The 20988-nt window shown below is 58.5% G+C and carries 26 protein-coding genes and 3 pseudogenes; 13 read left to right on the top strand and 16 right to left on the bottom strand.

The features are described 5' to 3' along the window. Positions 1 to 21 precede the first annotated feature (21 nt). Positions 22 to 918: a 3'-5' exonuclease gene (locus BLV07_RS39655; protein ID WP_091897283.1), complete on the top strand. Its 897-nt coding sequence runs from the start codon at positions 22 to 24 to the stop codon at positions 916 to 918. A 177-nt stretch (positions 919 to 1095) separates the two neighbouring features. Here BLV07_RS39655 and BLV07_RS39650 read toward each other — a convergent pair whose 3' ends face one another. The 4 genes and pseudogenes from BLV07_RS39650 to BLV07_RS46965 all read right to left on the bottom strand — a co-directional run bounded on the left by BLV07_RS39650 (position 1096) and on the right by BLV07_RS46965 (position 2641). Further along, entirely contained in the window at positions 1096 to 1344 is a 249-nt protein-coding gene (locus BLV07_RS39650; protein WP_091897280.1) for a hypothetical protein, read from the bottom strand. Positions 1345 to 1555: 211 nt separating this feature from the next. Beyond that, positions 1556 to 1748, bottom strand: a pseudogene (locus BLV07_RS39645) (cold-shock protein). A gap of 239 nt (positions 1749 to 1987) precedes the next feature. Then, on the bottom strand, positions 1988 to 2185 hold the full coding sequence (locus BLV07_RS39640) for a hypothetical protein (RefSeq protein WP_176946068.1): 198 nt from the start codon (positions 2183 to 2185) through the stop codon (positions 1988 to 1990). 207 nt (positions 2186 to 2392) lie between these two features. After that, positions 2393 to 2641: a hypothetical protein gene (locus BLV07_RS46965; RefSeq protein WP_143035652.1), complete on the bottom strand. Its 249-nt coding sequence runs from the start codon at positions 2639 to 2641 to the stop codon at positions 2393 to 2395. 1313 nt (positions 2642 to 3954) lie between these two features. On the opposite strand from BLV07_RS46965, the gene BLV07_RS39635 reads away from it, so the two are divergent. From BLV07_RS39635 to BLV07_RS49345, 7 genes and pseudogenes are all read left to right on the top strand, one after another. Then, a complete protein-coding gene (locus tag BLV07_RS39635; RefSeq protein WP_091897275.1) occupies positions 3955 to 4620 on the top strand; it encodes a hypothetical protein in 666 nt (221 codons plus the stop codon). A gap of 34 nt (positions 4621 to 4654) precedes the next feature. Continuing rightward, positions 4655 to 4858 carry a hypothetical protein gene (locus BLV07_RS39630; protein WP_091897272.1) on the top strand — a complete coding sequence of 68 codons (204 nt, stop codon included), beginning with the start codon at positions 4655 to 4657 and terminating at the stop codon, positions 4856 to 4858. Positions 4859 to 4861: 3 nt separating this feature from the next. Next, positions 4862 to 5527, top strand: a complete 666-nt coding sequence (locus tag BLV07_RS39625; protein WP_091897269.1) for a metallophosphoesterase — start codon at positions 4862 to 4864, stop codon at positions 5525 to 5527. Positions 5528 to 5705: 178 nt separating this feature from the next. Next, positions 5706 to 5954: a hypothetical protein gene (locus tag BLV07_RS39620; RefSeq protein WP_091897266.1), complete on the top strand. Its 249-nt coding sequence runs from the start codon at positions 5706 to 5708 to the stop codon at positions 5952 to 5954. 115 nt (positions 5955 to 6069) lie between these two features. Continuing rightward, complete coding sequence (locus BLV07_RS49350; RefSeq protein WP_244551371.1) at positions 6070 to 7425, top strand: AAA family ATPase; 1356 nt, start codon at positions 6070 to 6072, stop codon at positions 7423 to 7425. Between the two features lie 183 nt (positions 7426 to 7608). Next, a complete protein-coding gene (locus BLV07_RS39610) occupies positions 7609 to 7944 on the top strand; it encodes a DUF6634 family protein (RefSeq protein ID WP_091897263.1) in 336 nt (111 codons plus the stop codon). Positions 7945 to 8307: 363 nt separating this feature from the next. Next, positions 8308 to 8740 (top strand): annotated as a pseudogene (locus BLV07_RS49345) (hypothetical protein). 88 nt (positions 8741 to 8828) lie between these two features. Here BLV07_RS49345 and BLV07_RS49340 read toward each other — a convergent pair. Beyond that, the gene (locus BLV07_RS49340; protein ID WP_091897373.1) at positions 8829 to 9302 is read right to left on the bottom strand and encodes a hypothetical protein; all 474 of its coding nucleotides are present in this window, start codon (positions 9300 to 9302) and stop codon (positions 8829 to 8831) included. A 185-nt stretch (positions 9303 to 9487) separates the two neighbouring features. Between BLV07_RS49340 and BLV07_RS39595 the strand changes: the two genes are divergently transcribed. Then, positions 9488 to 10000, top strand: a complete 513-nt coding sequence (locus tag BLV07_RS39595; protein ID WP_091897260.1) for a DUF1269 domain-containing protein — start codon at positions 9488 to 9490, stop codon at positions 9998 to 10000. A 49-nt stretch (positions 10001 to 10049) separates the two neighbouring features. On the opposite strand, the pseudogene BLV07_RS39590 reads toward BLV07_RS39595, so the two are convergent. Together BLV07_RS39590 and BLV07_RS39585 are read right to left on the bottom strand one after the other, a co-directional pair. Beyond that, positions 10050 to 10729, bottom strand: a pseudogene (locus tag BLV07_RS39590) (helix-turn-helix domain-containing protein). 783 nt (positions 10730 to 11512) lie between these two features. After that, positions 11513 to 11911, bottom strand: a complete 399-nt coding sequence (locus BLV07_RS39585) for a site-specific integrase (RefSeq protein ID WP_091897257.1) — start codon at positions 11909 to 11911, stop codon at positions 11513 to 11515. Positions 11912 to 11994: 83 nt separating this feature from the next. Between BLV07_RS39585 and BLV07_RS48090 the strand changes: the two genes are divergently transcribed. Next, positions 11995 to 12138, top strand: coding sequence for a hypothetical protein (locus BLV07_RS48090; protein WP_176946066.1), 144 nt, complete (start codon positions 11995 to 11997; stop codon positions 12136 to 12138). Between the two features lie 24 nt (positions 12139 to 12162). Here the strand turns inward: BLV07_RS48090 and BLV07_RS46955 are convergent, their stop codons facing one another. The 6 genes from BLV07_RS46955 to BLV07_RS39550 all read right to left on the bottom strand — a co-directional run bounded on the left by BLV07_RS46955 (position 12163) and on the right by BLV07_RS39550 (position 16553). Next, positions 12163 to 12459 (bottom strand): hypothetical protein, encoded by a 297-nt coding sequence (locus BLV07_RS46955; protein ID WP_143035651.1) that lies wholly within the window; start codon positions 12457 to 12459, stop codon positions 12163 to 12165. A gap of 415 nt (positions 12460 to 12874) precedes the next feature. Next, positions 12875 to 13150: a DUF3551 domain-containing protein gene (locus BLV07_RS39580; RefSeq protein WP_091897254.1), complete on the bottom strand. Its 276-nt coding sequence runs from the start codon at positions 13148 to 13150 to the stop codon at positions 12875 to 12877. A 454-nt stretch (positions 13151 to 13604) separates the two neighbouring features. Next, entirely contained in the window at positions 13605 to 14573 is a 969-nt protein-coding gene (locus tag BLV07_RS39575) for a tetratricopeptide repeat protein (protein WP_091897251.1), read from the bottom strand. Between the two features lie 193 nt (positions 14574 to 14766). Continuing rightward, the gene (locus BLV07_RS39570) at positions 14767 to 15012 is read right to left on the bottom strand and encodes a hypothetical protein (protein WP_091897248.1); all 246 of its coding nucleotides are present in this window, start codon (positions 15010 to 15012) and stop codon (positions 14767 to 14769) included. Positions 15013 to 16023: 1011 nt separating this feature from the next. Next, positions 16024 to 16254 (bottom strand): hypothetical protein, encoded by a 231-nt coding sequence (locus BLV07_RS39555; RefSeq protein ID WP_091897370.1) that lies wholly within the window; start codon positions 16252 to 16254, stop codon positions 16024 to 16026. Between the two features lie 77 nt (positions 16255 to 16331). Next, positions 16332 to 16553, bottom strand: coding sequence for a hypothetical protein (locus BLV07_RS39550; protein ID WP_091897240.1), 222 nt, complete (start codon positions 16551 to 16553; stop codon positions 16332 to 16334). Positions 16554 to 16663: 110 nt separating this feature from the next. Between BLV07_RS39550 and BLV07_RS39545 the strand changes: the two genes are divergently transcribed. Further along, positions 16664 to 16975: a hypothetical protein gene (locus BLV07_RS39545; RefSeq protein ID WP_091897237.1), complete on the top strand. Its 312-nt coding sequence runs from the start codon at positions 16664 to 16666 to the stop codon at positions 16973 to 16975. A gap of 190 nt (positions 16976 to 17165) precedes the next feature. Continuing rightward, positions 17166 to 17561, top strand: coding sequence for a hypothetical protein (locus tag BLV07_RS39540; RefSeq protein ID WP_091897234.1), 396 nt, complete (start codon positions 17166 to 17168; stop codon positions 17559 to 17561). A 392-nt stretch (positions 17562 to 17953) separates the two neighbouring features. Here BLV07_RS39540 and BLV07_RS46950 read toward each other — a convergent pair whose 3' ends face one another. Continuing rightward, positions 17954 to 19084 (bottom strand): hypothetical protein, encoded by a 1131-nt coding sequence (locus tag BLV07_RS46950; protein ID WP_143035649.1) that lies wholly within the window; start codon positions 19082 to 19084, stop codon positions 17954 to 17956. A gap of 13 nt (positions 19085 to 19097) precedes the next feature. Then, on the bottom strand, positions 19098 to 19625 hold the full coding sequence (locus BLV07_RS39530; RefSeq protein WP_091897228.1) for an ImmA/IrrE family metallo-endopeptidase: 528 nt from the start codon (positions 19623 to 19625) through the stop codon (positions 19098 to 19100). A 286-nt stretch (positions 19626 to 19911) separates the two neighbouring features. On the opposite strand from BLV07_RS39530, the gene BLV07_RS48085 reads away from it, so the two are divergent. Then, complete coding sequence (locus BLV07_RS48085) at positions 19912 to 20061, top strand: hypothetical protein (RefSeq protein WP_176946065.1); 150 nt, start codon at positions 19912 to 19914, stop codon at positions 20059 to 20061. Positions 20062 to 20399: 338 nt separating this feature from the next. Here BLV07_RS48085 and BLV07_RS39525 read toward each other — a convergent pair whose 3' ends face one another. Continuing rightward, entirely contained in the window at positions 20400 to 20600 is a 201-nt protein-coding gene (locus tag BLV07_RS39525) for a hypothetical protein (RefSeq protein WP_091897225.1), read from the bottom strand. Positions 20601 to 20988 lie beyond the last annotated feature (388 nt).

The raw sequence follows: 20988 nt of genomic DNA, 5'->3' as shown, positions 1-20988 counted from the left end.
GCCGGAGGACCGCAACACCCAATGCTTGAGAACGACCTAACCCTGGCCGCCATGGCTGAGGCATTGGCCAAATCCGCTGACTATCGCGTCCTTCGGCGCCTGGTTCGCCGGGAGACCTACACTCCATCCGACGGTCAAACCACTAAGACGGGCATCCTACTCGACGTGGAGACCACCGGTTTGGATCAGCAGAAGGACGAGGTCATCGAGCTTGGAATGGTCAAGTTCGACTACCTGCCTGACGGGCAAATCGCGGGTCTCAGGGATGTCTTCTCATCCTTCAACGAACCGTCCGCACCAATTCCGCCGGAGGTGATTGCGCTCACGGGGATCACGAACGAGATGGTCGCAGGGCAGCGGATCGACGAGGCAGCCGTCTCATCGTTCGCCGACGACGCAGTGATCGTCATCGCCCACAACGCGAGCTTCGACCGCAAATTCGCCGAGCGTTACTGGCCAGTATTTCAACGGAAGGCCTGGGGCTGTTCGGCGACGGAGGTCGAGTGGAGGAAGAACGGCTTCGAGGGCTCTCGCCTGGGCTACCTCCTGAACGGCGCCGGCTTCTTCCACCAGGCACACAGGGCGGTCGATGATTGCTATGCCCTGCTTGAGATTCTCGCACTCGAGCTGCCGGCGACCGGCAAGCCCGCACTTGTCGCCTTGCTCGAGCAGGCCCGCAAGAAGACGATGCGGGTGTGGGCCGAGCGATCGCCTTTCGACCTCAAGGACTCCCTCAGGCGGCGCGGCTATCGTTGGAGCGATGGAAGCGATGGCAGGCCGCGGTCATGGTACGTCGACGTCGAGGAGAGCAAGCTCGACGACGAAATCGCGTTTCTCAAGACCGAGATCTATCTCCAAGACGTAGAGCCGCGCCTGCAGACGTTGACGGCCTTCGACCGGTTTTCGATCAGGGCGTGAAATCGGGGGTGGTCTCATTCGTTGTGGAACAACAGAGGCTGCTTCGCAAGTTTTCCATTCGGAAGACGTAACCGAGGCTATCAAGGTCTATCGAGAACTGTCCGACGCCATGCGCCTAAGCCGGCTTGCACTTCGCAAGTGCCCGCCCTTTCCGATCGATAATTTTGAATGCTCGTATCAGCGGTGCCGCAGACCGCCATGCACATTCGGAGAGTGGGCCGTGATCAGGTTTTTGTGCTTCCGGGCCGCCGCTTCGGCCTCACGAGCAAGTCGTTCAGCCTTTAATCTCTCGCGGTTTGCATGAAACGCCGCTTGTATACGTTCGTACTCGGACATCGCTACTTTGGCATCGGTTTCCTTGAAGACCCTTTGCGCCTCACGTTGGGCGGCAGTGGGCGGCTTCCATCCGTAATTATAAGCGGTCATTCCCTCCTCCTTCGGTGATAGCCGTAGGGGCTTGTTGGGTCAGACCGTCAAAGTCTCTTCCTGTTTTTCAGTTACCGCAATCGAATATTTGCCAGTCGTTCCTGCGCCGGCCATAGATCCGCCCGGCTGGCTCACGGTCACCTGCAACGGGATTCCGGTCCATCACTTCGCGCAGCGCGCGCAGAGGCCGGCAATTGACGCGGTCTTCCCGTCAGCCGATCCGCAGATCTTCCGCGGACATTTTACCCGAGCGCCCCGCCCTCAGCGCGTAGCTGATCCGCGCGCCCTCGGCCAAGCCCGTGTACCAGGCTTTTTCGACGGCACTGATGTGCAAGAAGACGTCTGAGCCGCCGTCATCGGGCTGAATATGGTCGTTTAAACCACTTCACTTTACCGGTCGCCAACGTCAGTGTCTCCGAACAACAAAGGTTTTCCCCGAAGTGGAGCGTAGCTTGACTGCGGACGCCTGACTGTACGATTTCCGACATAAGAGCGAGCGGCCATTATATCGCCGTCTAAATCGGCGCTTCGTCTGGATGGTCAGATGCTCGGCCTACGTACTCGCGCGTTTAGGGGCCGCCCATCGAGAAGGTGAGAGGCTCGCCAGCGTGAAACGGCGGGCCATTTCCACGGTGAGAAGATATTAGCGCCACATGGTGGGTGAGTTCAGGGCTTTGTGACCTGCCGCTTTCAACGCGTCTATCGAGAGTTGCCCCTGTGCCGCAGCTTCGAGGATCTTCGACGCAACGCGCGCTCTGGCGCCGATCTCATTGACGGGAATATTCTCGCAAACTTCCTCGAGCACCGCCCTGAGAATCGCAGTCATTTCGACGTTAAACATGCCCTGCTCCCGACGTTGAGAGGATGCTGAACGCCGCACGAGCGGAATATATTCGCTCAGCAGCGCCCGCCATACATTGCGGTCTGGGCCCTGAAATCCCAGCGCTGACGAAATTCGCACTCGTCTGTCAAAGTTTTGCGACATAGCCAGCGTCAAACTGGCCTGCATGGTCGAGCGAGCCGACCTAATGCGAGTGTCCCGGTCCGTCTAACGCCGGTCGGTGGGATGAACGGCGGTTCCTGCTTCTAACGCCGCGGCAATTGTTGCGCGCCAAGCCATTTTGGCGTTGCGCCCGATTTGCGAACAACTGGTCAGGAGAAACGCGACCCGGCTGCATTGCCAATTCGCTCCCAAGCTGGGCTCGAAGGAGGCTCGTGGGTAACTGACGGTCATTGCCACGGCAGCGACGAAGGCGACAGCCATAAGCGCGAGCGTCCCTGAACTTTGAAATTTCATGGGCATGCTCCGGCTTTCGATGCGCGAACGTTATGCCCCGGCTTACGCATTCCAATTGTGAGCTATTTCACAAGTCCAATAAAAAACGGCTAGCCTAAAAAACCGAGCGGCTTCAGGTCCAAACAGAGCGAGGCCGGGCGTCGGCTTCCAAGCCGCCTGGCAGGAGCTCGCCGCGTTGCACGAGTCCGGCACCTATGTCCGGCGGTTGAGGACAGAGGCCGCCAACTGACCCGCCGTAGGAAGCAAGCCCCGGCATTGGAGGCTAACCCAACCGGACCTCGCAACCGTCCAATCGCCCTGGGAGAAGGACTCGCCAACCACGGTTAGCTTGCATAGGGCGGCGTTTATCCGGACGTCCATCGGCCTCGGGCGCGCCGACGTGATCGCTGTCCGACGATCAATACCGCGAGGACGATGACCCCCATGGCGTCAACTACGAGTGCGTAGGTCTCATATGGCAATAGCCGTTCCTATGTATGGCCAAGCGCCCGCAGCGTAATCGAGTCTCGATTTGCGCTCGGTTCGCTTTGCGACACTGGGCGGCTCTTACTTGCCGGCAGCCTTCCGCCGGACGTTTTGCATTCTAAGGCCGCGGGTGCGCGTCGTCTGTGCGTTGGCGCGCATCTAGCGCGACAGGAACCTAGGGGACCGCGGGCAGTTGATCAGCAGTCCCCGACAGGCGGGGTTTTTCCCACGCGCGAGAAGCGCAGGCTGGCAGCGCCAGCAGCGTCCGCCCGTACCACCAAGGCATCGATTGAACCCCTGAGGACCGGTTGTGCCTTAATCGTCGACGGTCATGTCAAAGCGGCCCTGACCGGCCGGTATCAGGGAGGCAATTGAACGACCAGTTGCGACTGGACTCGGATGGAACAACGAAAATCGGATGGTTGACTCCGATGGAACCAAAATTGACTCGAATCCTGCGCAAAATTCCCCTTTGAGTCGTTAGGTTTTTTTGCTCCTCAGACTCAATTCTAAACCGAACCGACATCCACCTCTCTACTCCAATTGAGCGACTAGAGTCGGCAGACTGAGAAACGACGGAAGAGAGCTGGCCTAGAATTCGGCCTCGCCGCATGATTTCGACTTATTCCGTCCGGCGCGACTGCTTGTCCATTTTTGCTTGCAATGTCGCCCCTTATCTGGCTGCGGCATGCAGCATCTAACTGAAATGTCGCCAATTTTGTCGAAGCTGGCAGCTTCTTTCGCGCGGGGGCGCTCACGACTTTTCTTATATAAATATATAAGACGGTTGACTCCAATCTATGTTCCTGCTTTGTTCTAGGAATTGGCATTGCTGTTGAGGTCGCGTGATGTCGGGCTCCCTGCGGAAATGGCGGCTTGAGCTGGTCGAGAGTTGTCCCGATCTCCTCTACCTAGGCGGCGATCCGCCATCGGCCAAGGGTTTTCCAGGCGCCAGAGACGGCTGGGGCGATCTCGCCGAGCGACCTTGCGCCCACATCTGGGCGGCCGACAACGAGACGTTTCACGCAACGCAGATCAAGGAAAAATACGGAACGTTGCGGAATGCTGTGAGCATGAAGGTCATCACGATCATGCAGGACGGCGAGCTCGCGACGAGGTTCGTCTACGTGCGGACCGACGGCGACGTGACGGTGTTCGACCGCAATCTCAAGTTTCGCTTCCGAACCGACATCTCCGGCACCGAGACGACATGGCAGATCCTCAGGCAGGTGGTGCCGGCAATCGTTCGTGCCGAGATCGCCCGTCTCAAGATCGAGGCTCTTTCTGCTCGGTGCCGCACTGGCCGGCGCCCCGGATATCCGAACGAGATCGACCCGGATATCCCCCAGCGGACGCTGCGGCGCGCAGTTCGGCATCGACCTGATCTGCTATCCGGAAGACGACGAGTTCTACAGCCCGGCCACCATTTTGATGGGAGTCGACTAGAACGGCCGGGTCCAGGCGACCGGAGAGATCTTCTGGATCGATACCGGCCGCGAGTGGGCGGTCTGTGAGGATTACTTGGTGGACGCCGGCGGAGGAATAGCGATGGCCAGATTTCGCTGCCGCGCATGCGGCCAGGAAGGTGAGTTCACCTACGATCCGACGCGGCACGAATGCCCGCGCTGCGGCTCGCCCGGCGTGCAGTTCGCACTCGGCATAGACGAGATGCCTGAAGAACTCATCGACCGGATCGTGCAGGCGCTGAGCCAGGCCGAGCCGCTGGACGACCATCCAATCGACGAGGACTGAACCGTGCTGTTGTGGATCCTGTCAGATCTGCATGTCGAACTGACCCGCGGCTGGGACCTGCCGTCTGGCGATGCGCGTCCTCGGTTCGACGTTCTGGTGGTCGCCGGCGACCTCATTCCACGCGCGGAGCGCGGGGTGAACTGGCTGCGTGAGCGCGTGACGGATCGCCCCGTCATCTATGTCATGGGCAATCACGAAGCCTACGGCACCGACATCCTACGAACGCTCGAGAAGGCCAGGGCCGCGGCTGCCGGCACGAACGTGCACGTGCTGCAGCACGACTCCATCCGAATCGGTGACGTCGCCTTCGCCGGTGCGACGCTATGGACGGACTTCGATCTGTTCGGTGATCAGCATCGCGCAATGATGGTGGCCACCGAACGGATGAACGACTTCCGCAAGATCAGGATCAACCGCTATCTTGATCGCTTCCGGCCGGGACACGCCCTAGCTCGGCACCTCCAAGCCCGCGCCTTCCTCGAAGCCGAAATGCGCAAGCCGCGCGGCGGGCCCCTGGTGGTCGTCACGCATCATGCACCGATCCCGAGCCGAGCGCGCCGCCTAGGCCCGTACGATCCCGGTGCGTGCCTGGGACAACCCACGCTTCGATCCAAACTTCGTCATCGAAATCTAATGAGGCTGGTTATGACCGATATCGACGGCCGTTGAAATTACGCCCCCGCAAAGTACTCGGTGGTTCGGCTCATTCGCAGCTCCGCCGAGAGATCATCGGCCGTATCACTGTTGACGAACGAGGCAGCGCGGACGGTTTAACGGCACTGCGTCGCACACCCGCATTGGAACGGATTGCGCCGGTGGGTACGAGATGCACGATAGGGATACTGGAATGCCCGAGGTCACCTACTACGTCGTTCTGCCTTTTATCGCGACGGATGGCGGCATCGCGCCTGGCGAGCCTGTCCAGTGCTTCAATCCGAACTCAGCGGTGATGCGCGCCCAGGCCCTCTCACACAAGCCTGGCTATGTCGGCGCGCTTGCGTTCAGTCGGACGGGTGATCCCGCGAAGGGGGATTTCCAGGACGCCAAGATCATTCGCAAGTTCGGCAACGTTCCAGAAGATCTCAGTGCGTTGTGACGCAGCTGTGCGGCGCTCATCCGCCGGCGGATCGCGGAGCGATCTTGCGCAAAGTGCGACCTGTGCATAGCGAGGAATTGATATGCCTCAGGATGTAACAACCAAGAGCTCCTCGATGCCTTTGCCGGTGAAGCTCCTGTGGCAGCGCGGCTGGCCGCCCGCAGCGTTGCTCTTCTGGTCTCGCATTAGCGAGATCGAAAATGTATCGCGCGATCAGGTTGCCGGCGATTTCTGGTCCGGCAAAAAGGAGCGCAGCAAGGTGGCCTGCCGGAAGCTCGCCGACCTCTTGTTCGCGGCAGGCCACGGCCAGGAGGCGATCGCGGCACTAATGCTCGCTGCCGACCCGGCCAAACCGCAAACGTTTGAGATCGTGCTGCCGCAGCTTGGCTACGCCATCGAGCATCTCTGGGACTGGCCAGTTGCCAGCATCACAAGAAATCACGCCTTGCGGCGCCTGGGCGTTTGGTGGAACGCAGCAAGAGGCGATTTTCGAGACGATGAGCATAGCATCTTCTTCATTACTCGGCTCGAGATGCTGGATCAGGAGAGGGCCCCCAGCGACCTAGCCGTCACAGATGAGCAGACTCGACCCAAGCATCGATACGAGCCCAAAGATTTCAGTGTTGTCGTCATACAGAAGGACAAGGCAACCACGCTTAGCAAGGATCAGTCCGGGTTCAAGGACCTCCTCGATGTGAGATTGCCGCTGGTCGTCGCGCGCGATCTCAATACCGTGCGGACGACGCTGATGACGGAATACCCGCACGCCACCACTGCCATCGATCTTGTGCTGCGCGACCTGCGGGAAGGCGAGCCAGTGTGGCTAAAGGCGGTCCTGCTAACTGGGCCTGCTGGGGTCGGCAAGTCGCGTCTGGTGCGCCGGCTCGGTGATCTACTCGGGATTGGCGTCTACCGCTATGACGGCTCCGGCGCTTCCGACAACATGTTCGGCGGTTGCCCCAAAGCGTGGAGCAGTAGTATTCCGTCAGCACCAGCGCGCGCCATCAACCAGATGCGCATTGCCAATCCTATTGTGATGATCGATGAAGCGGATAAATCGGGCACCTCGACGCACAACGGCCGACTCTGGGACGCTCTGTTGCCATTTCTCGAGCGCGAGACTGCGGCGAGGCACCGCGACGTCTCGCTCGACGCCGAGCTCAACTTGTCCTTCATCTCGTACATCGCTACCGCGAACTCGGTCGAGTCCCTCCCCGCTCCCTTGAAAGACCGGTTCCGTATCATCAAGGTGCCGGCGCCCCGTATCCTTGATCTGCCGCTCCTTGCAGCAAACGTGCTTCAGGAGCTCGCCGTCGAGAGTGGGGAGTACGGATTCGTGTGGCCCCTAGCTCATGACGAACTCGAAGTGATAGCCCGCGCCTGGGAAAGGACCGGATTGAGCATCCGCAAGCTGCAGAAGATTTTGGAAGCTACGATCAAGGCGCGAAATGCCAGCGCGGTCAGGCACTGAATGTCGCTGGTGCAGGAGGCACCCAGACCGGACCAGGAATCCAAAGCTGGCGAAGACGACAGATCAGCGTGGCTGGATGGCAATGGAAAATGGGCAAGAAGCTGCACGTCTTTGTCAATCCGCTGACGTTCCAAGCTCGCCCGAAAGCATGAGCAATGCCTAGATGAATTTGGAATCCTGCACATGTCAACCGACGACATCGACGCAACCGGACAGCTAAAGCTCGACTTCGAGTCATATCTGAAGGGTGAGGAGCCGCCGCCGTCCGAACTCGCCTGCGCCCCACTGCTTGAGAGCTGGCGCGCGATCCTTGTGAAGCCCAAGGTCGAACACGGTACGTTGCCGGTCGTCTTCGTGTTAGTGGGATATGTAAGCGGCCATCCGCTGTATACTAGCGCCCGGGCAATTCATACGTCACAATTGATCTGGCTCGACCGTAACCGCAAGTGGGCTCGCACTTGGAATCGGCTCTACCGGCTCGGAGACCCAACAGAAGATAGACCACTTGTCGGGAGTTAATAGCACGGCATGACGATCAAGATCGAAATCACACGCGTCAAAGGTCGCTCAGATTATACAGCTGGGCAGGACCACTGAATTACTGGATTTGTTACCGTAACACGTCGACCAACCCTTTAAAGCCGCGCAAGGATATTTGGCGAGCCGGCGCCCCGGAAGTGAGATTCGTTCGGCCGCGCCGAGAACCGATTTCCGCCTTTGGCCCAACAGGTCGGAGCCGCTGGTGCGTCGGCGAGCTGGCCGATGTCTGGGGACCTCGTCAGAACCGCCGTTGATTTAGATCAAGCTTGGATGCATCCGATCTAAGAGGATTGGCAGGGAGCAAACTGCACGGGCTGTCCAATCTATCGGGGGAACGACAGCATGAAATGCTGGGCGGGATTGTTGATCGTCATCCTCTTAGTATTCTGCTCTCCCGCCAACTGTGCCGCCGTGCGGATCACAGATGACCCCGGCGGACGAATAGGCAAATACATCTACAAGTATCAACGCCTCCGCGCTTCGGGCCAGAATGTGATCATCGATGGTTTCTGCACGTCGGCTTGCACCATCGTGCTTGCGACAATACCAACGGACAGGATTTGTGACTTCGCGGGCCGAGCTAGCGTTCCACGCCGCGAGGGATATTGGTCCTCGCGGACGGCCTGTTACTAACTTTGGCGCGACCCGCATGGTCTATTTGATGTACCCTTCGCCAGTGCGCCGCTGGATCGCCCATCGCGGCGGCTTAACGCCTCGCACCATATTTCTGCGCGGAAATCCACTACAGGCTATGTATCGCTCATGCCCATCCTAAGCCCGCGAGGAAGAAGAACCAAGGGTGGCGAGAACCGTGCCAACGGGCGGCGGCCCCAAGGGTCGCCGTCCGCGCTCGATCGATTTAGTCAGTACCTATATCCATAAGGATACTGACCCGGGCAAACGTAGTTGCCGGAGGCGTCGTAGTAGCAGCCGCTGTTGTAGTTGTTGTAGTAGCCGTAGGCTCCGGCCGCAGCAGCAGCCCCCACAGCGGCGGCACCATAGCCCGAACCCGGGCGATAGTAGCCGCGCCCGTAGCCCGGATGACCCGCGATCGGACGGCCCGGACGGCCCGCTATTGGATGCGAAGGCCGAGGACCTCCGGCCACGCGGTAGCCGCGACCACCATGGATGCGTCCGGCATGAACGGCACCGCCCCGGACGTGGGCAGCGCGCATGCCTCCGCCATGGAAGCCACCAGCGCGCATCCCGCCGCCGTGAAATCCTCCTCCACCGCGAAAGCCGCCACCTCCACCACGGCGAGCAAATGCGTCATCGGGAACGAGGCTTGCGACAATAAGAACGGTTGCTGCGAGAGCGGCGAGTGCATACCGAAGCATCATACTCCTCCCTCCTATTTGGATGGTTGAACGGTGAGTTCCGCGATGCGCTGGCTGGTCCGAACAAGCTCGCGAAGACGAAGCCGTTCAGGAGCGTTATGCGCTCTTGCATGGAAGATTTGATGTAGATCAATAGCAGCGACAATCATTTGGTCTGCGGTCAAGTTCCCAAAAGGAGAACTACCATGAGTGATCTAGTCGTGATCGCGTTTCCCACCGAAGCAAAGGCGGAAGAAGTTCGCCAGAAACTTCTGACAATGCAGAAAGAGTACCTGATTGAGCTTGGTGATGCGGTAGTCGCGGTGAAGGACGCTCAAGGTCACATCAAACTTAACCAGCTCATCAATACCACCGCCGCGGGGGCAGTTTCGGGCACGTTCTGGGGAGCGCTTATTGGCTTGATCTTTTTGATGCCGCTGGCGGGCGCTGCCCTCGGTGCGGCGTCCGGCACTCTTGGCGGATATCTGACCGATATCGGCATCGAGGACAAATGGATGAAGGAAACGGCTGCCGCCATTCAGCCCGGAACCGCTGCCCTCTTCGTGCTGGTTCGCAAGGTGACGGCCGACAAAGTGCTTGAAGGTCTCAAGGGTGAAGGCGGCACTGTGTTGAAGACGTCGCTCGACCATACGAAAGAAGCGGCTCTCCAAGCCGCTCTGGCAGGCGTTCAGGCAAGTGTGCCTTCTCCTTCCTCCTGAGTGCAAGTTTTCTGCGGCTCGGCACCAGCTCAGATTTATCGACTTCGTGCTAATCTTGCAGGGCGAAGCTCGCAAGCCGCTGCCGGTCGAGAAGCACGATCTCGCGTTGATTGCTGCCAATGAATCCGAGGATGCCCGCGTCAGTCGGGACAGCCCACGAGACACAGTTTCGAGCGTCAGACCAAGGTAGTCCGCGATGTCACGGCGCGTCATTGGCAGCGACATTACACCAGCGGCGGTCAGCCGCTCGTCCATCTCAAGCAAGAACGCGACTACCTTTTCCAGTGCGGTTTTACGGCCCAGCAGCAGCACATGGTTTTCCGCGTGCTGTAGGTCGCCTGTCGTCATGCTCAGCAGATTGCGTGAGACAACAGCGTCAGTCTCGGCCACCGCCTCGAGGCTTTGCCGCCTAATCAAGCGAATAGTGGTCTTAACGACCACTTCGACGGTAAATCGATGCGTCCCACCGTTCTCCAGCCCAAAAATATCGCCGACCAAGTGAAACGCACCGATCCGGCGCCGACCATCCGAGAGCAATTTGTAGCTTCGCACCGCTCCGCTTCTCACCTGATAGACGAACTCGGCAGGCTCCTTCTCGCCATAGATTTCGGCGCCTTTTTTGTAAGTGAATTCACTTAAACTGACGACCGGATTTGAACTGCTCGTCAGGCCGAGATCATTGAGCGAATTGGGACGAGGCGTCCGGTCTGTGGTGATGCGCACAAACATGAGCTGACTCCCGAACAATCAATTCAGCCGAAGTCAAACTTTCTTGCGCAGGGTGAGAAGTTCAAGATACTAGATCTCCGTAAAAACGAGAGATTTCAACCACTGTTCTCACGTTCGTTGTATCAAGGGACAGTGCGGCACCTTGGTGCAGGACACTTGGCGAACAAGCCGGCCGTGGAAACATAGCCAATTGAGCGGCTAGGGCCTTATGAGCGCAATTCGCAGCGGCACTCGGCCGCGCAAATCGAGCAGATCGCGGCATCGATCCGCGAGTGGGGCTGGACAATGCCGATCCTCACGACCGACGACGGGATGGTTCTGGCCGTCACGGGCGGCTCGCGGCGGGGCAATTGATCGGGATCGCGGAGGTGCCGGTCATCGTCGCACGCGGTGGAGTGATCAGCAGAAACGTGCCTATGTCATCGCCGACAATCGACTCACCGATGCGAGCGATTGCGACGACGAGATGTTGCGGCTCGAATTGAACGACCTCCTCGAATTGGCTTTGAGCTATCGCTGACCGGCATCACCGAGGGCGAGTTGTCGCGGCTGGTGACGCGGGTCTCACAGTGTCCCAATCCTTTAGTGCAGATCACTCCTTCGCGCACGAGGGACCAATAGCTGCCACTGTCCGTGATCACCTCGGTCGTCTCTCGCAGAGTCTTGGTATCGAAGGTGCCCATCTCATCGCTCATGATAGCTGCTCTCGCAAGGAGGCCGCCGCGGCGCCCGATGCTTCCTCCTCCATGACGTTTGTAACCGCATCTTTTGCCAGCGCGTAAGTCATCTCTTGGCGACGAGAAGGGCCTCGTCGGCGATCGTAGGGTCCGACATCATGTAGTAAAGCGTCATTTCGATGTCTTTGTGCCCAAACAGGTCGAACAGCACCTTGGGAGCTCCAACGACGCTCAGTGCGACCAGGCGCGCGACGGTGTGTCGCCAGCGATGCATGTGTGCGGTACCGTACGCGACCGCACTGCCCTTGACCTGCGCTTCCTCGGTGCCAATGATGATCCTGATTTTGAGTATCGGGACGCCATAAAACGCGAGAAGGACGCGGCACGCGCCCACCCGAAGTCGCGCGCCGCCCGCAGCACCGGTCGCCCTCGTGGGAGACCGAAGGCCGAGATACCGGCATGGAAGCTTGCCGGCTTCAACAGCAAGCGAACCTACCAGCGCCATAAGGCGCCGGGAAACTGGCGCAGAATGGCACCAAAAATCCGTCACGCCACATAAGTAAGAATGGGGAGCGTGACGGAATTTCGGTGCCACGACTGAGTGCCACGCCGATCGCAATCATCCGCGCCAACGCGCTCGATGTCGCCGGCATCGACTTCGAGAAGTTCGGCATCACCGCGATCAGGGTGATGCGCGGCCAGAGCGTGGTCGCGGCCTGCAGGCAGCCGTGACCATGGACGGCGAGAGACCGGGCGCTATTGCGTCTTCAGGAGCCCGTTGGCGTAATCGCTCTTCGGATTGTACCCGGAGTCATGAAGATTCTTTAGATACAAGGCATGATCCTTGCTGCTCACACCGCCCTGCCAGACCGGAGATGGACCCATGCGCGCAAATGCGGCGTTTGGGTTCGGACGGGTGTATGGGGTTGGGTTCATCGCGGCGGCAGATGCGCTTGGCTTCACCGCGCGAGTGTGATGAGTCCGTTGCGCTGCCAAAGTGACGGAAGTGGAGAGCGCGAGGATAGCAAGGCTGACAAGGATGCTTCTGGTCATAGTCATCCTCCCGGAAAAAAGCCCCAGCACCAACGATACTGAACTAGCTCAGAGGGTTTTTGTTCCAACAATGGCTTGGATGCTTGGGGGCTGTTGTCAACTCTTCCTGCTCGGCCTTTGGCAGCGCCGCCAGCCTTTGCCAGCGCGAGGACTGCGTCTAGGTGACGCCGAGGTCGGTGAGCTTTGGGGCGGTGGCCACCGGCGTTTGCTTCGCGCGACCGCCGGTCTTGCGACCTACGTTGGCGGCTCGATCCTGCACCTGACGATGGCCAGACCCTCAAGTCGCCGATGAGTTCGAGGTTATCGGCGGCAGGCTGACCTGCACGAGCCGGCCGATGACGACGACGATTGCCCATTTTGAAGACCCGGGACCGGAGCCGGCGCCCACGCCGCGCGAAGGAAGTCCCGGCCCCCGCTATCTGGAGGGACTTAGGTATCGGCTGTGCGGCGCTGGCGGCTGCGGAGACCTGCCTGAGTGAAAGCGCGGATTTTCCGCGCAATATCCCTTGCGACCGGACACACTCTTCAGACACTGTTCACGCGTTTGATAGGCGCAGTAGCCGGGATAGTCGTATGCCGCGCCCTGTATGCACCAGGGATAATCATAATCCGCTCGCGCAGACCCTGTGCCCACAACGCCAGCAAGGACTCCGGCGCCCAACGCCAAAAGCGCCAACCGTGTGTTGCGCATGACCTGACCTCCCTCGACGCGCGAGTGCTACCTTGCCTTGAGTCAGGTTCTGGGAAGCCGCTTTATTCCGTCGCATTACTACGGAATCGCCGGGCGAGCTCTATCGACTCACGTGGGCAGGCAACAAAACTCCCAAGATCGAAAAGCTCTGACAGGCGGTCGGTTCCTCCTTAGTCCCCCGACCGGGCACACGCATCTGCGCTTTCGGATTTTTTTCGACGGTCGGCTCAGCGGACCAGCACTGCGATGGCGGCCATAAACCCCAGCACCAGAATGGTGCCAGCCGCGAGGGCAACTAAATCGATCGAAGGGTTATGGAGGTGAAGGCGCATCGTAGCCTCCTGCATATTGCCCCGCCTTCAGGCCCCGCCGCCTTGGGTAAAGAGGGGTCCGTGGCGACGGGACCCGCGGCCAGGGGATGGGGCCGCACATAGGCAACGGTCGCTGTGGGCGATCACGCGGCTGCAGCCTTTAATAACTGAGCGATGCGATTGTCGTACCCGGGCCGGCTTGCTCTAATCGGCGCAATGAAGTGGCCTTCTGGACCATGAACTTCTTTCATGCGTTCGGACCATTGCCGGGCGTCGTCGCGCCGCCCGAGCGCCATTGTGCAGCAGCACAATACTTCGAAAGTCGGCCCAAACACAGGACGCAGCGTCAGCGCTCGGTTTGCGCTTTCGAGCGCCTTATCCGGCAAATCGACAAGAAGTTCGGCGTAGGCCAACAGGATATGCCATGCCACGTTCTGCGGATCATTGGGGTTGAGCGCGAGACCGTGCCGCAAAGGAGCGACAGCTCGATCTGCATCGCCATCGAATAGACGCGCCATCCCAAGAACGAGGTGAGCGAGCGCGAAGCTCGGATTGAGCTCGATCGCGCTCTGCGCTGCGAGCGCGCCGGTGTTGGCGGAGCCCGCGTAGCAGCTCACGATAGCCAAAGCGTAGTGCGCATAGGGATCCCGCGGGTCGAGCGCGACCGCGCGGGTCGCCGCCTTCGTTCCCTCGTTGCCGTCGGCGATAATGTCATCACTCCACCCATACGCGATGATTCCGGCGCTGACCCGAGCGAGCCACGCATGCGCCTCCGAGAGATCCTGGTCGACTGTACAGGCGCGGCGGAACAGATCGCGCGCGGTGCGATGTCCGTCCCGGGTTACCTTGTGAAAATGCCACATGCCCTGCCGCACCAGGTCCCACGCCGTCATGTTGCCGGTGTGGCGGACAATCGCCAGGCGCGACTCGCTCTTGAGAAGCTCAGGCTCGATCGCCGCAACGACGCGCTCGGCGATTTCATCTTGAATGGCGAACACATCGGCCATTATCAGGTCGTAGCGTTCGGCCCACAAATGTGCGCCGTTGCTCGTATCAATCAACTGAGCCGAGATGCGCAGTCGCTCGCCGGCATAGCGCACGTTGCCGTGCAACGCATAGCGCGCGCCGAGCTGATTGACGGCTTTGTCCCGGAGAGCAAACGCTGACCCACGGACAACGACGCGAAACCACCGCCTGAACCGAATTATACCGCATACCGCTCGCCCCCTATGGCGCAGCCCTCTTATCCAGTCCGCTCTGCCAGTCTCTCATCTTCGTACCAGGCAAGTAGCCTCAGTTGGCCATTTAGATAGACTTACGCCGCTCGCGCTCAGCGTCGTTCGCCGCCTTGAGCCGGTCTCCAATGTAATCCGAGATTTCGCCAATTTCGGCCTGCAAGTCGGCTTCCGAAATACCCTGCCCCTTGGCAGCCTCAATAAGACGCCGGCTGAGTTCGGCCACATCCTGCGAGGCGCCGGCAGTCCGATACTGCTCGACAGCGTGGATGCTGTTCTCGGTCCAGAAATCGATAAATTCGCGAGCCTTGGTCACCGCATTTCCTCAAAGGCAGCCTAGGCAGCGTTAGCGCCGGTCGACAAATAGAGCAAGTAAAGCGCCCCACTCTCGCGAATGAGGCGCTTCAGTGTCGGTCAGGACTGCCGAGCGCCCAGCAAGATGACCTCGTCATCCGAGGCCCGCACTGCCCACATCATGCGCGCGTAATCGATCCGGAGCTTGCCGTCAGGGTCGTGGCGTGCTGCCCATTCGTGGAGGTTGCGTGTCGAATCCCCCACGACACCACAATGAAGACCGCCCCTGGCAACAATGGGATCGCAGCCCTTGGCCCGCAGGCCCGTATAGTACGTGTATGCGCAAAAAGGCGTGGAGAGATCGATAGCAGCGCTAGCCTTATGATTTAGATTGTTCATTTACTTCCCCGAGTAGTCCGGCTCATTTGACCGGCCCCGAAACTGTGGTACCAGAGATTCTATGAAACGTCAAACCTTGGTACCAAAGAAAAAGCGCGGGCCCCCGGCCACTGGCAAAGGCACACAGATTCAGGTGCGCCTGCAGCCTGACGACCTATCAGCTGTTGACAAGTGGATGGCTGAGGAGGGCGCACGGACAAGGCCGGAGGCAATTCGGACACTGATGCGGCGGGGGCTGCGCGCCCATCCGAAAGCGTAACCCTCAAGTGGCTGTGTGCAGCTAGGTGTATGTGTGCCACTTCCATCCGCGTGCCGGAACTTTCCAAGTGGTGTCCCGTTGCAACCTGATGCCCCGCACGACATCTCGATCCTGGACGCCAGAGCAAATCGACTTCCTTCGGAGTTCGGCTGAAACCGGCGTTTCGGTTTCTCGCACCTCGGTCGTGCTCAAGCGCTCTATGCAGTCCGTCCAAACGAAGGCGCGCGAGATTGGTGCCCCATTTCCCACGATGCACCAGTTGCGACGTAAACGGCTGGCAAACGAGGCGAAGGCCTTATCGGCAGAGGGGTTACCTCTTCCCTAAGCCTCAAGGCCCGCAGCGTGCCCCAGCCGCCAGCCCGTCCCCACCCCGTGCTACGCGTACGGTGGCACTTCCACCAGCGTGCCGATCAATCGCAACAGCGCTTGCTGCTCAGGACCCTTCACGTCCGCCCGCAAGAAGTCGCCGAGTTCAATGTGTGAGAGTCGCCCTCCGGAAGGTGCATTCGGTTGATGGATGATGAATGCGTTTCCGTTCGTTGGCTCCCGCCCTAGGAACCAGGCGTCCCCGTTCGGACTGCGATAGAGTTCACGACGTTCGGTCATGGGACCCTCCAATTGACAAAGGCTCCCCAAAAGGGCGTACACCACACTTAAGTGCCATGAGCGGTTAAGCCGGAACATCAGGACAGCCCGGCTTTGGTGTTCACCTCGCGAACTTCTCCCGGTCGTAGGCCAAGTGTCGCCAACTCATCGTTCGCGATAAGCCCGCTCGGACTAGCCGCCCAGCCCTCTGGGATGGCGTCCAACACCAGATGCACAGCCGCATCTTGATCGGGGGCGGCCGCCAACCAGTATCGGTTTAGACCATCGTCGGTGGTCACCCGAACAAGATGAATTTCCATGCACTGCAATTCTCTTGGGCGGGTTTGGTTTCAATACCTGACACGGCTAAAGAATAGTTGCCACTCTTCGGTCGCTCGCCCTATGGTCGCGTAGGGTGTAGGGGATCTCAATGGGATTATTCAAATCTAAAGAGAGCTGGGAGCGCACTTTCAGGCTGAGAAGTCACTACGGCGCTTCAAAGGGAGTCCTCGCCGTACTGTTCTGGTTCTGGGGCCTCATCGGGCTGCTATTCAATGCCGGCACTCTATTCGGGCTCACCGGCAATATTGGCGTCGGGACATCCGCCTATTTGACCGCAACATGCCTGGTGTGGATCGGCGGTATGGTGCTGTTTGGTATCGGCGCCCTACTCGCTCACACAAATTTTGATGGTGAGCGGCCGATTGAGGAAGACTACGGCGACGTTCGGGTAACGCGGTAAGGCGCAGATATTCCTCTGAGGGGAGCGAAACCATTGAGCGATTTCAAAATCGATCTCGCAAGTAGCACTGGTTGCGCCAATTGCTCCGCTCAGGTGCCGCTAGAGTCAGAGACGTGCCCGAAGTGCTCCACTCCCGCCGCCTCGTCTCAATTTCCATGAATTCTTTGCTGAACTGGAGCGCAGAACAATTATGGACGGCCGCTTTGGCGGGCTTGTCTTGGGGCGCGATGGGCATGAAGATGACATACCCTTATACCAACACCAGGGTGGTGGTGTGTTCGCGATCGTCGGCATGATGCAGGGTGGCGAATACATTCTGTCCGCAGAAGCAACAAAACTTCATCTGCCTAGACTGAATGAGATCAACTCTGAAAAAGGAACGCCGCTGAACTTTTCACCCTCCCCACAGAGCGCAGTGATAGATACAAATCTGATGGCTCCCTATGGAGGGCTCTGGGTGGCCTACGGTGGTCAGTTCATTGTAAATCGATTTGCGACGGCAAAATATTTTGATGAACTGGAGAAATTGAACGTATCGTCTACTGTTGAACGATTGCGAACAGTAGACCACGACCAGCACGACTAGCACACCCACCGCCAGTGCTCATCGAGTCATGTCGCGGGTTAAGGTGACCTCAAAAAACGCGCGGTCGATCTGGTTAGAGAACGGTGCTTGATCAATGAGGCTCTTTCTTCAAATCGCGCTTCTGGCCGTCGCGGTCGCGCTGAGCCAGGCTTCTAGAGCTGCCCCGGACTTCCAGAGCGGAAATTTCATGCTCCCCCACTGCCAACATTACGTTACCGATAACTACCGATATGAGGTGTGGGATGGCGACTGCGGAGGTACGGTCGATACTCTTCGACCTGCATCAACCGTTCCGCATCCTCGCGATGACCGCGCTCAGCCAAGCATGGCCCTGCAAATATGCGCTCACGCGGCGTCGAGCTGTAACGCCATGGGCAAGCTGGGCGCGCCTCTTACTTCAGAATCTCCTTGAGCACGCGCTCGGCAGTTTTCTGCTCGGTCGCTGCCCCTTGCTCATTTTTTGCGAGACCGGCCGCTTTTTCGTCGGTGCGCTTCAGGGATTCATCAACCCAATAGTTGCGAAGCACTTCAATCCGCCGCGTGTGCCGCTCAGGCATGTCTGCAAACGCAGGGTGTTGGTTCCCCATGATGTAGGGCGTGAAGCAATACGCATCATGTTCTCGCACAAACTCAGTGCAAAACTTATAGACTAGCTCGGTCTTCAACGGCTGCAGGTTTTGTAACTCATCTTCTTTTCCCTCCAGGGAGGGAGATGGCTTCATGTCGATCCAGAAAATGGGATATGGAAGGCCACCGAAAACGCGTTTGAAGCTCTGTCGCCCCGCAAAAAAGAAAGACAATTCTTCATAGTCAAACGTCTGCGGTTTATGAAGAAGATGAAGTCCAATCGCGTGACCGAGCATCAACGCAAGCTCCAACGAAAGGACCATTCGTCTCGGCGTCGACATCTGAGCTAGCCTGAACCCGGTATCGATCGCCGGCCCTATGAAGTCTCTAGTAAAGTGCATTTGCTTTTCACGATCCTCGTAGAATTCGTGAAGAAGCTGAAGATTGCTGTACAATTCATCGTCTTCTTCGACGACGCCTGCACCATTTTTAACTGACGGACGGAAAATCACTTCAGCATTGTGAACGGGGAAACCCGCAATCCAGGCGGTCGATTTTAGATCCAACGTTTTGAACTGCGTCCGCAATATCTTTCGATATGATCGAACCGTCGAAACCCAGGCATAAAGGGTCGACAGAACTTCTCGGTGGTCGGTCAAATGCTTCGTGTATATGACCTCGTCACCAATACTCTTCCAAAGTTCTGGCGATGGACCAGTAGGCCAATTGATCGAGTTTGCCTTCTCCTCACAGATTGACCATTCTTTCGAAAATGTTCGCTCTACACCGCGATAGAATTGCGCGATGGGTTCGAACCACGGTTCAGATCGCGGGAATTCATCTTCCGCCGAGGCACCCTTGCCCGCCTTCCCATCGGCAGCAGACTGCTTGAATGCAGTCGACCCTACAATATCGACGCTTAGGAATATACGCAGGCTTGGTGTAAATGGGCTCACGGCTAAGTGGGCCTTACGCCGCCAATCCGAGATATTGCGCGCGAATATTCGCCGCCTCGCTGGAGACGCCGAACCTATCCGCAACCCGGGCTATTGAGCCCGACATGGATGCGTGGGCCTCCCTGAAGGCGCTCGCCGGCATCAGAAATCCTGCGGCAAACCAATTGGCTTCCCACTCTACTTGGCCAGAGCCATAGCGTAGAGCCTCCATCCGCTCGATTTGAGCACCATTACGTTTTGCATAAATGAAGTGAAGGAAATAGTGACCAAGTTCGTGCGCAATAGTAAATCGGTCGCGTAAGCGCCCGGTATGCGAGGCAAGTAGGATTTCGAAGCTTCCTTCACGTTCAATGCGAATTGAGCCGGAAGAAAATCTCCCAAAGTCGAGTATATTCTGACTCAGAATACGTCCACCGAGCTTGGCCACGATCGAGGAAAGTTCATCGCCGGGCTGGTAGCCGAAATGAGCGGCAACATCCGACGCGAACTTGTCCACTACGGCTTTGGGAAGACCGCATGGAGATGGTGCGCTATAGTTCATGGACGAAAACGCTCCGGAGCCGGAACCTTAAGATAGGCTGATTCGGGGCCTCTAATAGTAAACTTCTGGCTTCTTTGTAAAGAAATTGGCCCATTTCTCCATCTTTCAACCCCCGTCTTGGCGGCTTTTTTCGACCCAAAGCGATCTATTTCGGTCTCTTTCCCATCTTCCCTCACTCATGCGCTCAGATAGCGCGTGCCGGATGCCTTAATTTCGGCTCAGATTTTTCAAAGTCCCCGGCAACCATCGGCCGCGTTCGGCGTCATGCTCAATTGCGGAGCGCGCGATGGACGACGACGAGGAACAGCAAGAGCATGAAGATCAGATCATGCGCTACCGCATGATGGAGCGCGACGTCACCGATCCGCTCGCACTCGGGCTCCTACACGATATCGTCGCAGAATTGGAAGCGGCCCTACGGCTTGCCAACGAATAGCGCACCCTCCCAATGCTATTGGGTCGACAATGGCGGAAAACAACAGCACACAATTGGCCGAGCAAAGCGCGCACGACACACAACGATGCCCTGCTTGTGCAGCCATTCCTAAATTGCTCCACTCGATCTCCGATCCGCACAGCGGTCGGATCGTCCGTGTGTTCCGGTGCCAATGCGGCGAGCACATCTGGCGCGATTAGCTGCCACTAGCTCGATCAGGACCGCTAAAGGCCGATCACCCTCGAATGAGAAAGGCAGCGCCGCAGGTCTCAAAGGATCTAATCGCCAACAAGCTTGATGGTTGGATGCTCGTCCACGTTCGGCGACCTATCTGCAGCTCAACGGCGAGGTTTGTTCCCATGCTCAGTACCGGGAACGATTGACGGTGCGCGCTCCTCTAATTTCCGAAGCCGTTCGATTTGCGTTTTAAGGCTCTCCGGTTGGTCCGGCTCAGGCTTCAGCGCCGCGCGCAATTTCTCGCCGATCTCTTTAGCGATTGCCCGGCTGTATTTATGGTCTATGTCGATGCGGCGGGGCATAACGGAACTCCGTGCCTACCCCTTTCTCGCAGCTTCTCCGCCTGCGAGCACGGCTGCCCCTCTACTAGTGGAACCGGAGACCGTCGCTTTTGGCTATCTACGCGAGCGCTTGCATTCAGAACAGCGGACCGCTCGCAGCGGCCTTTGGCTATCCCGCGATCTGCGCCGTATCGGTAACGGCGAGCGGCGGTCTCGTGTTCTTCCAAAGCCTTGGCAGGCGCTTTCGTTCCTTGGGATCGCGACGCAGGCCTCCATTCGAACGAGGAAACGAACAGCACTCGGAACCATTTCTAAGAGCACCCTGTTAGTTCATGGCTAGAAGGGAGGGACAAGATGAGAACCGAATATCTCGCTGCGGTTGCAATAGCTGCTCTTGTCGCTTGTACAG

The organism is Bradyrhizobium sp. Rc2d, from assembly GCF_900099855.1.
GTDB lineage: Bacteria > Pseudomonadota > Alphaproteobacteria > Rhizobiales > Xanthobacteraceae > Bradyrhizobium.
This window is presented reverse-complemented; position numbering and strand designations above follow the sequence as displayed.

Bases quoted from the DNA above. Each gene is read 5' to 3' on its own strand.
- BLV07_RS39545 (WP_091897237.1), top strand. From the start codon at position 16,664: ATGGGATTATTCAAATCTAAAGAGAGCTGGGAGCGCACTTTCAGGCTG.
- BLV07_RS39610 (WP_091897263.1), top strand. From the start codon at position 7,609: ATGTCAACCGACGACATCGACGCAACCGGACAGCTAAAGCTCGACTTC.
- BLV07_RS39655 (WP_091897283.1), top strand. From the start codon at position 22: ATGCTTGAGAACGACCTAACCCTGGCCGCCATGGCTGAGGCATTGGCC.
- BLV07_RS39595 (WP_091897260.1), top strand. From the start codon at position 9,488: ATGAGTGATCTAGTCGTGATCGCGTTTCCCACCGAAGCAAAGGCGGAA.
- BLV07_RS39630 (WP_091897272.1), top strand. From the start codon at position 4,655: ATGGCCAGATTTCGCTGCCGCGCATGCGGCCAGGAAGGTGAGTTCACC.
- BLV07_RS39620 (WP_091897266.1), top strand. From the start codon at position 5,706: ATGCCCGAGGTCACCTACTACGTCGTTCTGCCTTTTATCGCGACGGAT.
- BLV07_RS39530 (WP_091897228.1), bottom strand. From the start codon at position 19,625: ATGAACTATAGCGCACCATCTCCATGCGGTCTTCCCAAAGCCGTAGTG.
- BLV07_RS39585 (WP_091897257.1), bottom strand. From the start codon at position 11,911: ATGGCGCTGGTAGGTTCGCTTGCTGTTGAAGCCGGCAAGCTTCCATGC.
- BLV07_RS49350 (WP_244551371.1), top strand. From the start codon at position 6,070: ATGCCTTTGCCGGTGAAGCTCCTGTGGCAGCGCGGCTGGCCGCCCGCA.
- BLV07_RS49340 (WP_091897373.1), bottom strand. From the start codon at position 9,302: ATGCTTCGGTATGCACTCGCCGCTCTCGCAGCAACCGTTCTTATTGTC.
- BLV07_RS39635 (WP_091897275.1), top strand. From the start codon at position 3,955: ATGTCGGGCTCCCTGCGGAAATGGCGGCTTGAGCTGGTCGAGAGTTGT.
- BLV07_RS39580 (WP_091897254.1), bottom strand. From the start codon at position 13,150: ATGCGCAACACACGGTTGGCGCTTTTGGCGTTGGGCGCCGGAGTCCTT.
- BLV07_RS39550 (WP_091897240.1), bottom strand. From the start codon at position 16,553: ATGGAAATTCATCTTGTTCGGGTGACCACCGACGATGGTCTAAACCGA.
- BLV07_RS39555 (WP_091897370.1), bottom strand. From the start codon at position 16,254: ATGACCGAACGTCGTGAACTCTATCGCAGTCCGAACGGGGACGCCTGG.
- BLV07_RS39540 (WP_091897234.1), top strand. From the start codon at position 17,166: ATGGACGGCCGCTTTGGCGGGCTTGTCTTGGGGCGCGATGGGCATGAA.
- BLV07_RS46965 (WP_143035652.1), bottom strand. From the start codon at position 2,641: ATGAAATTTCAAAGTTCAGGGACGCTCGCGCTTATGGCTGTCGCCTTC.
- BLV07_RS39525 (WP_091897225.1), bottom strand. From the start codon at position 20,600: ATGCCCCGCCGCATCGACATAGACCATAAATACAGCCGGGCAATCGCT.
- BLV07_RS46955 (WP_143035651.1), bottom strand. From the start codon at position 12,459: ATGACCAGAAGCATCCTTGTCAGCCTTGCTATCCTCGCGCTCTCCACT.
- BLV07_RS39650 (WP_091897280.1), bottom strand. From the start codon at position 1,344: ATGACCGCTTATAATTACGGATGGAAGCCGCCCACTGCCGCCCAACGT.
- BLV07_RS39640 (WP_176946068.1), bottom strand. From the start codon at position 2,185: ATGTTTAACGTCGAAATGACTGCGATTCTCAGGGCGGTGCTCGAGGAA.
- BLV07_RS48085 (WP_176946065.1), top strand. From the start codon at position 19,912: ATGGACGACGACGAGGAACAGCAAGAGCATGAAGATCAGATCATGCGC.